This window comes from Proteus sp. G2618, assembly GCF_009915995.1.
In the GTDB taxonomy this organism is placed as follows: Bacteria; Pseudomonadota; Gammaproteobacteria; order Enterobacterales; family Enterobacteriaceae; genus Proteus; species Proteus terrae.
The window spans coordinates 195,592-208,497 of the sequence record NZ_JAABNI010000016.1 but is presented as its reverse complement, the minus strand read 5'-3'; the positions used below and the strand labels follow the sequence as shown (position 1 = coordinate 208,497).

The window sequence follows — 12,906 nt, the reverse complement described above, 5'->3', positions numbered from 1 at the left end:
TAATCTGCGGTTCGCTGTTAGAAAAATACTGTTTATAATAACAGGTGTTGGCGGCAATATGATATTAATTTTCGGCTAGATACATCAACCTACGTTTTACAGGTTAATCGACCGAAAGGCTAAATTATCTTTAAAAATTGAATAATTTTCGGAAAAAAACGTTCAAAACCCACAAAAGCATGGTTTCCATCCGATTCTATGGTTTGCCTACACGCGCCAAGATATGAGACAGCTTGACGATAATCAAGTATTTCATCTCCAGTTTGTTGAAGCAACCAAATAAGTTCCGGTGATGTGATTGTGGGAATACGCAAAGCAAGTAGCTCATCCATATGATAAGGTTCTAGCTTATATTTTTGATGTGTATAAGGATTTTCGTTCTCCCCCAAGAAGTCTTGCAAAAGATCGAACGGTCGTATTGCAGGATTAACAACAACAGCAGGTAAATTAAAACGTTGAGATAGCCAAATAGATAAATAGCCACCTAATGATGAGCCAATTAATCCTAGTTTGTCATCTGCGCTCTTTTTAACTAACGTTTCAATTAGCTGAGCGGCTTCTTGAGGATAAGGTGGTAATTGAGGAATTAATAATTCAATTTCAGGATGAGTTACTTCAAGCCATTGGCGAAAAGCCTGTGCCTTTGCTGATTTCGGTGAGCTATTAAAGCCATGTAAGTAAAGAATACGAGGCATAACTTAATAGCCATCCGCATCAAGATCAGGACAAAATTCAGTGCCTGCTAAACGATAAACCTGTGTGTCAATTTTGCCCTTCTCATCAGATAAAAGTGACATTTCCAAATAGCGCCAGCCTGGAGAAACAGTATCTAATGTAAAATTTGTACAATGAGGGCGAAACTGAATGCACGTAGAAGGCGTCGCCAGCAAGCGAATACCATTCCACATTTCATCCATTTCTTGGTGAATATGGCCACAAAGCATCATTTTTACTTGAGAGTGATCTTTTAAACGCTCAGCCAACTCTTGAGAATTTCTTAAACTATGTTGATCTAACCATGTACACCCTGAAGGCATAGGATGATGATGCAACAAGATAATCGTATCCCTGTGTTTTTGACTTTCAAGACAGCGTGTTAGCCAATCTAACTGACAATCTGATAACTCACCATGAGGAACGCCTTGAATTTGGCTATCTAATAATAGCATCTGCCAATTATCACCAATCAACACTTGTTTAGCTGACAAAATTCCTGCCTGATTTAAAGCATCAATCATTGCGGGCTGATAGTCATGATTGCCCGGCAACCAAACACAAGGAGGTATCAACGTCGCGATGCCATCAGCAAAATGCTGATAAGCTTCAAAGGTTTGATCTTGAACTAAATCACCTGTCGCAACAATCAAGTCAACATCAAGACCCTGCTCTCTAATCGCATTTAATACCGCATGGTAGCTACGATAGGTATTAATGCCCAGCAGAGTATCTTCCACATTAGCAAAGAGGTGGGTGTCTGTGATTTGTAATATTCTTACGGTGTTTTTATGTTTCACCGATAATTCAAGCTGGCTTTCCAAAAGGTTTCCTTGTTTCACTCTCATTAGCCGTTATGTTAACGTATTTTCGTAGTAAAGATCTGCCAACCAATACACATTTCAAAAGATTAGTGAGAAATATTCTCGCTTTCAATCACGTTTTTTTCACTTCATTTTACAATTTAATTCATTTGATATCGTACACTTAGAGATAGTTACTCTACTTGATAATATTACTAAAAACATCCTTTGAAGATTGATTAGTGTATTAAATTACTGACCAACGCTCTCTTAGTGCAATATGATGAAGTTGTAACCATTGCAGAGCAATAACAGATGCCGCATTATCAATAACGCCTTCTTCAACCCAACGATAGGCTTGCTCTCGACTCACTACATGAACACAAATATCTTCGTTTTCACACGCTAATCCATGAATACCTTTTGCCGTTGTTGCATCAACTTCACCGACGTAAACATGCATTCTTTCACTCGTACCACCGGGGCTTGAAAGATAACTCACAACAGGTTCACATCGTCCAACAACAACACCCGCTTCTTCTTGGGCTTCACGTCTAACAACATCTTCAGGGCTTTCTCCTTGTTCGACCATGCCCGCAACTACTTCAAGCAACCAAGGTGTCTCGCTGGTTTCATACGCAGGAATACGTATTTGCTCAATTAACACCACTTCATCACGTTTGGGATCATAAGCGAGCAAAACACCTGCATTGCCTCGTTCAAAAACCTCACGTTTAACTTCTTCACTCCATCCACCTTCAAAAAGGCGATGTTTAAAGCGATACTCGGTCATGCGAAAAAAGCCTTTATATAAATCTCTCTGATTGAGCAATTTCACATCTTCACGACCGTATAAAAATGGTGTATTTTCCCTTTTCTTCATACAATGTTCCTTAAGTTACATTTAAGAGTCTTTTTATTGCTTACGTTTAATACAGATTTAAAGAAATTTGCCAACAATTCATGTAAAGTTAATCTAAAATAAAAGGATATGGCACAAATGGCTACCCCTACTTAGGGAAACAATCTGCTAGAATTATCCCCAATCAAGATTAACAGAGGCAACTCAGCGAAACTGTTGCAACAAGGAATTAAAATGAAAAAACTGCTCTCTCTTTTGGTCACGATGAGTTTGGCAGGATTCAGCACTGCAAGTCAGGCTGAGGATCTGCTTCAAGTTTATCAAAAAGCAAAGGACAGTAACCCTGAGTTACGCAAATCATTAGCTGAACGAAATCAAGCTTTTGAAAAAATTAATGAAGCTCGTGGCTCATTATTACCACAATTAGGATTAGGAGCATCTGCAGACTATAAAAGCGGCTACCGTGATGCAAGAGATACCGAATCTAATTCTATTGGGGCAAGTTTAACGCTGACTCAAAGTGTGTTTAATATGGCCTTATGGCGTCAATTAAACATGCAAGAAAAAACAGCGGGTATGAGCGATGTGACTTACCAAACAAGTCAGCAAAAACTGATTTTAGACACCGCGACCGCTTACTTTGATGTCTTGCGTGCTATCGATTCACTATCATTTATTGAAGCGCAAAAAGAACAAGTTTACCGCCAGTTAGATCAAACAACTCAACGTTTTAACGTGGGTTTAGTAGCAATTACTGACGTACAAAATGCGCGTGCAAATTACGATAGCGTACTGGCGCAAGAAGTGGTTGGTCGAAATCAATTAGATAATGCATTAGAAAAACTACGCCAAGTAAGTGGTATCTATTACATTAATCTTGCCTCACTCAATATTGGTCGTTTTTCAACAACTTCACCAGACTCTATTGAGAAACTGCTAAAAGATGCTGAAGAACGTAACTTAAGTTTATTAAGTGCTCGTTTAGGTCAAGATTTAGCGCGCGAAAATATTCGTTTAGCGCAATCAGGTCACTTACCAACCGTAGATTTAAATGCATCAACGGGTGTATCAAATAGTCATAGTCACGACCATAGACCAGACGCATTAGCAGGTCATAGCAACAGCTATAGCGGTCAAAATAGCATTGGTTTGTCTGTTAGCATCCCTCTGTATACTGGTGGCAGAACAAGTTCACAAGTTGAACAAGCACAATATGGTTTTACTAGTGCAAGCGAACAATTAGAATCGGTTTATCGTTCTATCGTTCAAATCGCTCGTTCTTCTTATAACAATATTTCTGCGTCGATCAGTAGCATTAAAGCCTATCAACAAGTCGTTGTATCTGCACAAAGTTCATTAGATGCAACTGAAGCGGGTTACCAAGTGGGTACTCGTACTATTGTTGATGTGTTGAATGCCACAACAACGCTTTATGATGCAAAACAGAAATTGTCCAACGCACGTTATGACTATTTAATTAACCAATTAAATATTGAATATGCTCGTGGCACATTAAATGAAAATGACTTAATTCAGCTAAATAATACTCTGGGTGCAGAAATTTCCACTTCACCAGACAGCATTATTCGCCCGTTAACAAACCCTGCTCTTAACGTTGCGCCTTAATCGTGAATTAAGAAGTTAGTTACTTATAAAAAAACCGCTTTCAGCGATAAACTGATAAGCGGTTTTTTTATGCTTTCTCTTCACATAAGATATTGTGTTATGGATTAAATTAAGATCTCTACAATATCTATATTCTTGTAATAACAAATACCTTAATTACAATTAGGTTAAAAAGAGAGGATTTACCTAATTTTATTACCCTTAACCTTATAAAGATCACAAATTTCTGGTTATCCCTGATGATTAGGCGTTTCTTATTTATTTTCTAGACTATTTAACCTATCCTAGCTTTTATTTTGAACGTTTTACCTTTTATGGATCTTATCAATATGCCAATGAAACGTACCAAATCGATTAATCGTGATGCTTTCCGTAAAGCATTTCGCCCTTATCGTCTGGCGCCTGTTGCAATCGCCATCACTGCTGTATTCGCGCTTTCAGGATGTGAAGAGAGCGATGAGACAGTTTCACTGTATATGAACGCACAAGAATGTGCTCAAGCAAATCCTTCACAAGCGGCCCAGTGTGAAGACTCTTATCGCACTGCATTGCAAGAAGCACAGCGTACAGCACCTAAATATGCAACATTAGAAGACTGCGTAGCTGAATTCGGTGATGCACAATGTACTCAAACTGCATCTATTGATGGACAGCCTGTTAGTACTGAAAATGCCAATAATTTAAACCCAGACAGCTCACAAATGGCTCAAGCTAACTCCGGTGGTAGCTTCTTTATGCCATTGATGGCGGGTTATATGATGGGTCGTCTAATGGGTGGTGGTGCGCCAGCACAACCTCTGTTTAGTTCGCGTAACCCAACAAGCCCTGCAAATGGTAAATTTGTGGATGCAACAGGCCGTAACTACGGTCCTGCGGTTGGCGGTCGTCAAATGAACGTACCAAAAACAGCCATGACACCAAAACCATCAACAACCTCAACGGTAACTCGTGGTGGCTTTGGTAACACTGTATCAAGACAAGCAGCTGCTCAACGTACCAATGCAACAAATAATAACCGTAGCTCAACCGGTTCGTCTTCTTATCGTTCAGGTGGTTAATTAAAACCATGAAACGCGAAAATATCATTGAACGCCCGGATTGGCGTGAAAAAGCAACGGAATTTGGCTTCAACTTTCATACAATGTATGGCGAGCCTTATTGGTCTGAAGATGCTTATTATCAATTCTCAATGGAAGAGGTTGAAACGTTAGAAGAAACGACGGAAGAGTTACATCAGATGTGCTTACAAGTCGCTGATAAAGTGGCTAATAGTGAAGAGTTACTGACTCGCTTTCAGATCCCGCGTCACTGCTGGGATTTTGTGCGTGATTCTTGGAAATCGTCTCAACCGTCCCTCTATTCACGTCTTGATTTAGCGTATGACGGTAAAAGTCCGGCAAAACTGTTAGAAAATAATGCAGATACTCCGACATCACTGTATGAATCTGCTTTTTTCCAATGGATCTGGCTTGAAGATCAAGTCAATGCAGGTCGTTTACCGCAAAATGCCGATCAATTTAATAGCATTCAAGAGAAGTTAATTGATCGTTTTGCAGAGCTTCGTGATCAATACGGAATGCGTTATCTGCATATGTCTTGTTGCCAAGATACTGAAGAAGATCGTGGCACAGTTCAATATCTACAAGATTGTGCTGAAGAAGCCCAAGTAACGACTGATTTTGTTTTTATTGAAGATCTGGGTTTAGGTGAACGTGGTGAATTAACTGATCTGCAAGATCAGATAATCAGTAATATGTTTAAGCTTTACCCTTGGGAATTTATGTTCCGCGAAGACTTCTCAACTAAACTTGCTGATGCAGGTATTCGTTGGTTAGAGCCTTCTTGGAAGAGCATTATTTCGAATAAAGCATTGCTACCAATGCTTTGGGAGATGTTCCCTAATCACCCAAATCTGCTACCTGCTTATTTTTATGATGGTAAAGCGCCTGATTCATTATCGCGCTATGTTATCAAGCCACTGTTTTCACGCGAAGGTGCAAATATTCGCATTGTTGAAAACGGCAAGGATATTGCTGTCGCAGATGGCCCTTACGGTGAAGAAGGCTTTATTGTTCAAGATTTCCATCCACTACCAAAATTTGGCGATAGCTATACATTAATTGGTAGCTGGTTGGTTAACGACCAATCTGCAGGTATTTGTATTAGAGAAGATAGAGAGCTTATTACTCAAGATCTCTCACGCTTCTATCCACATATTATTTTAGATTAATAGAAATCTTAAAATCATGTTGAGCACCTTATTGCTTATAAACGGTAAGGTGTTTTTTATTCAAAATAGGTTTCGTTATCAGTAAAAAAGGCCAAATTCCATAAAAGGAATTTAGCCTTTCACTTCTATAAATCAATTAGTTTTTATTGGATAGTTTTATCCAATTTGAAACGTCATCATGCTTAGCGATTTATTCACAATATCATTATTCAGCACTGTTACCTTTTCACCCTCTTGTTTTAAGCCTAATAAATACAACGCAGGTAAAAAATGGTCGGGTGTAGGATGTGCCAACCGCCCTTCTTCTGTTGATAAAATCGTAAATAACGTTTCTGGTACATTATCACTTCGTAAGCTGTTTTCGACTGTCTCATTAAAGGCTAATGCCCAAGAATAAGGCGTCGCATTGCTATTTTGCCAATCCATCATTCTTAAATTGTGAACGATATTACCGCTACCAATGATTAAGACGCCTTCTTTACGTAATTCAACCAGCTTTTGTCCCAATTCATAATGCCACTGCGCTGATTGACGAGCATCAATGCTTAATTGGACAACAGGAATATTTGCGTTGGGATACATTTTTTCAAGTATTCCCCAACTTCCATGATCTAATCCCCATTGATCCATATCGAGTTTTAATTTAATCGGATCGATAAGATCTTCAATTAGTGCGGCCAAGCCTATCGACCCTCGCGCTGGGTATTCTATTGCGTATAGCTCTGGTGGAAATCCATAAAAATCATGAATTGTCTTTGGTTGCGACATTGCTGTTACATAAGTTCCATCAGTATACCAATGAGCTGAAATCACTAAAATTGCTTTAGGTTGAGGAAGCGTTTCCCCTAATTTTGACCAGAGGCGAGTATATGTATTATCTTCTAATACATTCATTGGGCTACCGTGTCCAATAAACAGCGCTGGCATCATTTTTGTGTCCATAATCACCTCTTATGGCTTGTGATCTTATGGCGTTAGCATAGCGCCTTCTTACTTGAAATATAGTCAAAGAAGTATGAAATAGTTATTCAAAAAAGATGAAAAAAGCCACCTAAGTTTCCTTAAATGGCTTGAATAAGTGTGTGTGTTTTCAGTGTCGGTTATAACATGTTAATTTCAGCCAGCTTTTTTCTCCTCACGAAGACGATAAGCCACTAAATCTTCAATAGTTAGTACAGGCATATTGTGCTTTTTAGCAAAAGTGATCACTTCTGGTGCTCTTGCCATCGTGCCATCGTCATTTGTTAATTCGCATAACACTGCAACTGGTTTAAAACCGGCTAAAGTTGCTAAATCAATCGATGCTTCTGTGTGCCCGCCACGCGTTAGCACACCACCAGGTTGGGCACGTAATGGGAATACGTGACCAGGACGATTTAAATCACTTGGTTTTGCATTATCAGCTGCCGCTGCACGTACTGTGGTTAAACGATCAGATGCTGAAACACCGGTTGTTACACCTTGTGCTGCTTCAATCGTTACTGTAAATGCCGTATGGAAATGACTGGTGTTATTTTCCACCATCATAGGCAAATCAAGTTGTTGACGGCGTTCTTCTGTAATACATAAACAAACAATGCCACTACCATGACGAATAGACATCGCCATTTGTTCTGTGGTCATAGTTTCTGCTGCGAAAACCATATCGCCTTCATTTTCGCGGTTCTCGTCGTCGAGCACCATCACGCCTTTACCAGCACGAAGGGCTTCTAGAGCAAGTTCAACACGCTCAAATGGATTACCGAATTCGGAAAGTAGCGTCTGATTCATGGTAAAAAAACCTCAATAATTAATGAAAGTTACCAGAACCAGGGCAGTCTTAGGAGTGGATCTCTGCTTAATTAATACATAAGCAGAAACAACAGGAATGGATACAATGATCCTACTGATGCTATTTTATTCTCTCCCATCCAGACTTTAACTGTCGGCTCCAGAATTACACTGGATCTGCTGACCTTTGCATCACAATGGCAATACAAAGCGCTCGCGGGCTTTACCTAAGTATTCAGGTATCTACCGCCGGTGGGGACTTTCACCCCGCCCTGAGATTAACGGTGAAACTATACGCTTTAAAATTATAAGAGGCAATCATCAATCGGCGACAATCTTTGTTTCATCACATAATCATTTTATGACATACGGTTATTTAACTATTTATAATAAAAAAGTAACAATAATCTTGATATCTGGTTTTATTCCCTCTGTCCTCATATTACACTTAGCCTCAGCTTTCTATTTTATTTGTGAGGACTTCCCATGTTGGACCCGAAAAAACTTGAACAAGTCGCGCGCCAAATCCAAAACGTCCTGCCACAGGGCATTAAAGATTTTGGTGATGATATTGATAAAAAAATCCGCACTGTTCTACAATCTCAATTAAACAAATTGGATTTAGTTAATCGCGAAGAGTTTGATGTACAAACTCAAGTCTTATTACGTACTCGTGAAAAACTTAATCGTTTAGAGCAACGTTTAAATGAGCTAGAAGCTGGTCTGCAGGCAAAACCTCAAGCTGAAATTGCCCAAGTTGAAGAAGTTGAAATTGTGGTAGAAACTCCAGCAGAAAATAAAGCTTAATCTATTCACTTTATGACTTATTTTAGTTATAAAGCAAAACCCTGTATCTCATAAAGACACAGGGTTATTTTTTATATACTCAAAATATCTATCAATAGCTATTTTAACGCTGGCCAATAGTCTTTATTTGCTTCAATTAAATCATCTAAAATTGCTTTTGCAACAGTCGCACTTGGCACTGTTTTAGACATCGTAATCGCCTGCCAAAGTTTCAAATATGATTTTTCAATCCAGGCTTCTACCACTAATTTTTCAACTGCAACTTGTTGGCTCATCATCCCTTTTTGGAATAATGGAATTTTACCCATAACTAAAGGCTCTGGCCCATGACTTCCAACAATGCAAGGGATCTCAACCATTGCCTCTGGATCAAAATTAATAATTGAGCCGTTATTAGGAACAATCAGTAGCATTCTTTCTTGAGTATTAAACGCAATAGCTGTTGCTAGATCGACGATGTAAGAAGCATGTTCATCAATCTCAAGATGCCCTGCTGATGATTTACCTGCACTCGTAATGGCACGACAAGCGCTAAATACATTCTTCTCTCTGTGCTCCATCACTTCATTTGCACGAGTATGATGAGGATCAGAATGCGCAACAACATAATCTGGAAATAAATAATATTTCAAGTAAGTATTCGGCATAGTTGTCGGATCTAGTGCCCACACATCTTTTGCTTTCCCGAATGTATCATTCCAACTCGCTTCAACTGGCTCACCTGCCACTTTGGGAATATACCCATGTTCCGCAACATGTTTACGAATAACTGGCAGTAAATCATTACCTTGTAAATCTTCAACCTGAGTCCACCAGCCAAAGTGATTTAAACCGTAATAACGGACACGCATCTCTTTGCGTGATTTTAATCCTGCAATTTGTGCCATACGTGATTCAATGCCAATTGGCATATCGCAGATATTTAAGATCTTCGCATTCGGTTTTAAACGACGAGTAGCTTCAGCGACAATGGCAGCTGGGTTAGAATAATTTAGCATCCAGGCATTTGGCGAATATTTTTCCATATATTCAACCAACTCTAAGACGCCACCGATAGAACGCATACCATAAGCGATACCACCAGGACCACAAGTTTCTTGTCCTAATACACCATGGCGCAAAGGAATTTTTTCATCTTTTTCGCGCATTGGATATTTACCAACACGGATATGTGCCATCACAAAATCAACATCTGTAAAGGCCGTTTTGGGATCCGTGGTATAGCAAAACTCAATTTCAGGTGCTTTTTCAGTAAGAATGATTTCACAAGCTTTAGCAATGATTTCTTGCCGCTCAGCATCATTGTCATAAAACTTGATGGCTCTTAATGGAAAACGTTTTAAGTTTTCCAGTAGCATCAAAATAATACCGGGTGTAAATGTACTACCGCCACCTGCAATTACGACTGAGAACTTCTTCATTATATAGCCTCCGACAAGGTGTTATTTTGCCTATCTTCTTTCATAAGTTGTTCAATTTTGTCTCTCACTTGAGAAACGTGTAGCCCGATAATAATTTGCAATGCATGACCTTTACGCACTACACCATGTACACCGAGCCCTTTAAAATAGGCATCTGTTTCAATTATCTCGTTATCTATCACTTCGATACGTAAACGTGTTGCACAGTTATTTAAGGATTTGATATTTCCACTTCCCCCTAAGCCTTCAAGGATGCCTTTAGGAAGTGCGAGTTTGCGATCTTCTTTTGCTGTTTTTGAACTATCCGAATCTTGTGACTTTTTATTTTTATAATCTTGTTTGCTATAGAGCTTGATCTCTTCATCATCCTCTTCACGACCGGGTGTTTTTAAATTAAGTTTGATAATTAATGTTCTAAACACCACAAACCAAATCATTGTAAAAATAAGGCCTATGACTATTTGCGTAATAATCATCCCGTAATGGTTATGAAACATTGGGATCCAATTCATAGGTAGGAAATTATCGATGATCCCTCCGCCCATATTTCCGACAACCCCAAAGTGATAAAGTGTTGTCGCTAATGTGGCAGCTAATACGGCATGAATGGCAAACAATAACGGAGAGATAAATAAGAATGTGAACTCTAAAGGTTCTGTTATTCCCACGAATACAGCGGTCAATGCAGAGGGTATAAGCAAACCTGCAATTTTGGCTCTATTTTTAGGTGCAGCAGTAAAATAAAGAGCAAGTGCGATACCAATAGAACCAAAGACTTTGCTATTACCATGCAATGCAAAGCCACCTTCTGGAAATAACGCTTTTAAAGATTCAGTACTTTGACTGAAATATTGCATATTTTGAGCCCAATCAACTTGAATTCCATGTTCAGTGACTGCAGGGCCAAAAATAAATGGACCATAAATAAAGTGATGTAGGCCTGTAGGAATTAAAATACGTTCAAGAAAGGTATATATCCAAACACCTAAAGAGCCGGATTCAACCATAAATACTTGCAAAGATTGAATACCAATTTGCACTTTTGGCCAGAAAAATAATGTTATCCACGCTAACGGTAACATAACAAAGAAACTAATTAATACAACATACGAAGTTCCTTGAAATATACCTAAAAAGACAGGAAGCTGTTTATCAAAATAACGATTATGAATACCTGTAACTATACCCGCAATAATAATCGCCCCAATAATACTGGTATCTAATGTTTTAATTCCAGCTATCATTGTTAAGCCACTATTTCCGCCGATTTCATTTGTAAAATCTACGCCGAAATAACTTCCCCAAACGATTCCCATTGCATTAATAAAATAATTCCAAGTGAGAAAACTCACCATTACAGCAAGGCAAGCTCTTGCTTGTGCAGTTTTAGCTAAACCGATTGGTAAGCCAATTGCAAAAATAAGAGGCATATTACGAAAAACCGTCCATCCCCCCTCTTCAATAATATGAACAATTTGGGCAAATAAACTATCGGGTCTTAATAAATCTTCACTAATAAATAATGGATTCTGTAATAAAATGGCAATGCCTACAACAATACCTGCAAAAGGAAATAGCAGGACAGGGGTAAACATGGCTCCACCAAATCGTTGTATTTGACTGAGCATAAAAATATCCTCTTATTTACTGCTACTGAAACGGTATGCTATTTAATTCATTTTTTTTCTGTAAATTCAGATTAGATTCTTTTCTCTTTATTCTCTCATCTAAAATGAATTATTCGTGATCTGATTCATACTAATCTTTCAGGCAAAGTGATCTCATTTTTAGTCAAAAAGCAGATCACTTTTTATTTTTTGATAACGTTCACATTTTATAGGTATAAATGATTATCCTATATATCAAAAGATTATATTCATATAAATTAAATAAAGAGAGCTGGTTTTAAGAATAAAAAGAGGTATAAAAGTGATCTATAAAGACATTGCAAAAAGCCTAAGAATTCAAATAAATTCGGCTGGATACCAAATTGGTGACCCTTTGCCAGCAGAAAAATCATTAGCACAACAATACAATGTATCGAGAATGACAATACGTAAAGCGGTGGATTTATTAGTGACCGCAGGATTATTAGAACGAAAACATGGTTCAGGAACTTATATTAAAGAAAAAGATGTTCATCATGAAAATGCAAGCTTAAAAGGCTTTGTCGAATTAATGGCAAATACAGGTCACAATGTAAGAAGTGAAGTTATAGAATTTCGTGTTATTCCTTGTCCTTTATCTATCGCCAGTAAATTACGTATCAACTCAAATGAACGTATTTTTTATTCAAGGCGAATACGTTACGTCGATAATAAACCTCTTATTGTTGAAGACAGTTACATGCCTGTTAAATATTTTCGTAATTTAACCTTAACGCATTTAGAAGGCTCTAAATTTGATTTTATTGAAAATATTTGTCAAATAAAAATATCAGGGAGTTATGAAACTTTTCACCCTATTATGCCTGATAACAATATTTGTCAATTATTAAAAATAGAAACTAACATTCCAATATTAAGACTTAGTACATTATCATATAGTACTCAGGGTGATTATATTAATTATTCAATTATGTATAGAAACACTCAAGATTATATTGTTGAGTATCATTTAAAAAGAGAACAATAACCATTAATAAAAATATCATTAAAAATGATAATAGCTAGA

At 38.0% G+C, this 12,906-nt stretch carries 12 protein-coding genes and 1 riboswitch; of the genes, 5 read left to right on the top strand and 7 right to left on the bottom strand.

Features of this window, described 5'->3' with window-relative positions; genetic code table 11:
- Window positions 1-119: 119 nt before the first annotated feature.
- The 3 genes from yqiA to nudF form a co-directional block, all read right to left on the bottom strand.
- Window positions 120-695 carry an esterase YqiA gene (gene yqiA / locus GWJ01_RS09285; protein WP_161711003.1) on the bottom strand — a complete coding sequence of 192 codons (576 nt, stop codon included), beginning with the start codon at window positions 693-695 and terminating at the stop codon, window positions 120-122.
- A gap of 3 nt (window positions 696-698) precedes the next feature.
- Window positions 699-1,538, bottom strand: a complete 840-nt coding sequence (gene cpdA, locus GWJ01_RS09280; protein ID WP_109402045.1) for a 3',5'-cyclic-AMP phosphodiesterase — start codon at window positions 1,536-1,538, stop codon at window positions 699-701.
- 226 nt (window positions 1,539-1,764) lie between these two features.
- A complete protein-coding gene (nudF, locus tag GWJ01_RS09275; RefSeq protein ID WP_161711002.1) occupies window positions 1,765-2,400 on the bottom strand; it encodes an ADP-ribose diphosphatase in 636 nt (211 codons plus the stop codon).
- Window positions 2,401-2,613: 213 nt separating this feature from the next.
- Here nudF and tolC point away from each other — a divergent pair, with 213 nt between their 5' ends.
- From tolC to GWJ01_RS09260, 3 genes are all read left to right on the top strand, one after another.
- Entirely contained in the window at window positions 2,614-4,005 is a 1,392-nt protein-coding gene (gene tolC / locus GWJ01_RS09270) for an outer membrane channel protein TolC (protein WP_109402046.1), read from the top strand.
- Between the two features lie 329 nt (window positions 4,006-4,334).
- The gene (locus tag GWJ01_RS09265; protein ID WP_075672908.1) at window positions 4,335-5,063 is read left to right on the top strand and encodes a DUF1190 family protein; all 729 of its coding nucleotides are present in this window, start codon (window positions 4,335-4,337) and stop codon (window positions 5,061-5,063) included.
- 8 nt (window positions 5,064-5,071) lie between these two features.
- The gene (locus GWJ01_RS09260) at window positions 5,072-6,235 is read left to right on the top strand and encodes a glutathionylspermidine synthase family protein (protein WP_075672907.1); all 1,164 of its coding nucleotides are present in this window, start codon (window positions 5,072-5,074) and stop codon (window positions 6,233-6,235) included.
- Window positions 6,236-6,391: 156 nt separating this feature from the next.
- Here GWJ01_RS09260 and ygiD read toward each other — a convergent pair whose 3' ends face one another.
- The gene (gene ygiD / locus GWJ01_RS09255) at window positions 6,392-7,177 is read right to left on the bottom strand and encodes a 4,5-DOPA dioxygenase extradiol (protein WP_075672906.1); all 786 of its coding nucleotides are present in this window, start codon (window positions 7,175-7,177) and stop codon (window positions 6,392-6,394) included.
- Window positions 7,178-7,351: 174 nt separating this feature from the next.
- On the bottom strand, window positions 7,352-8,005 hold the full coding sequence (gene ribB / locus GWJ01_RS09250; protein ID WP_023582768.1) for a 3,4-dihydroxy-2-butanone-4-phosphate synthase: 654 nt from the start codon (window positions 8,003-8,005) through the stop codon (window positions 7,352-7,354).
- A gap of 124 nt (window positions 8,006-8,129) precedes the next feature.
- Window positions 8,130-8,289, bottom strand: a riboswitch (FMN riboswitch).
- Window positions 8,290-8,491: 202 nt separating this feature from the next.
- On the opposite strand from ribB, the gene ubiK reads away from it, so the two are divergent.
- On the top strand, window positions 8,492-8,812 hold the full coding sequence (ubiK, locus tag GWJ01_RS09245; protein WP_098941958.1) for a ubiquinone biosynthesis accessory factor UbiK: 321 nt from the start codon (window positions 8,492-8,494) through the stop codon (window positions 8,810-8,812).
- A gap of 98 nt (window positions 8,813-8,910) precedes the next feature.
- Here ubiK and GWJ01_RS09240 read toward each other — a convergent pair whose 3' ends face one another.
- Both GWJ01_RS09240 and GWJ01_RS09235 read right to left on the bottom strand, forming a co-directional pair.
- On the bottom strand, window positions 8,911-10,233 hold the full coding sequence (locus GWJ01_RS09240) for a 6-phospho-alpha-glucosidase (protein WP_109402048.1): 1,323 nt from the start codon (window positions 10,231-10,233) through the stop codon (window positions 8,911-8,913).
- On the bottom strand, window positions 10,233-11,861 hold the full coding sequence (locus tag GWJ01_RS09235) for an alpha-glucoside-specific PTS transporter subunit IIBC (RefSeq protein ID WP_109394106.1): 1,629 nt from the start codon (window positions 11,859-11,861) through the stop codon (window positions 10,233-10,235). Before GWJ01_RS09235 ends, GWJ01_RS09240 begins: the two co-directional genes overlap by 1 nt.
- Window positions 11,862-12,162: 301 nt before the next feature.
- On the opposite strand from GWJ01_RS09235, the gene GWJ01_RS09230 reads away from it, so the two are divergent.
- Window positions 12,163-12,867: a GntR family transcriptional regulator gene (locus GWJ01_RS09230; protein ID WP_109394107.1), complete on the top strand. Its 705-nt coding sequence runs from the start codon at window positions 12,163-12,165 to the stop codon at window positions 12,865-12,867.
- Window positions 12,868-12,906: the final 39 nt, after the last annotated feature.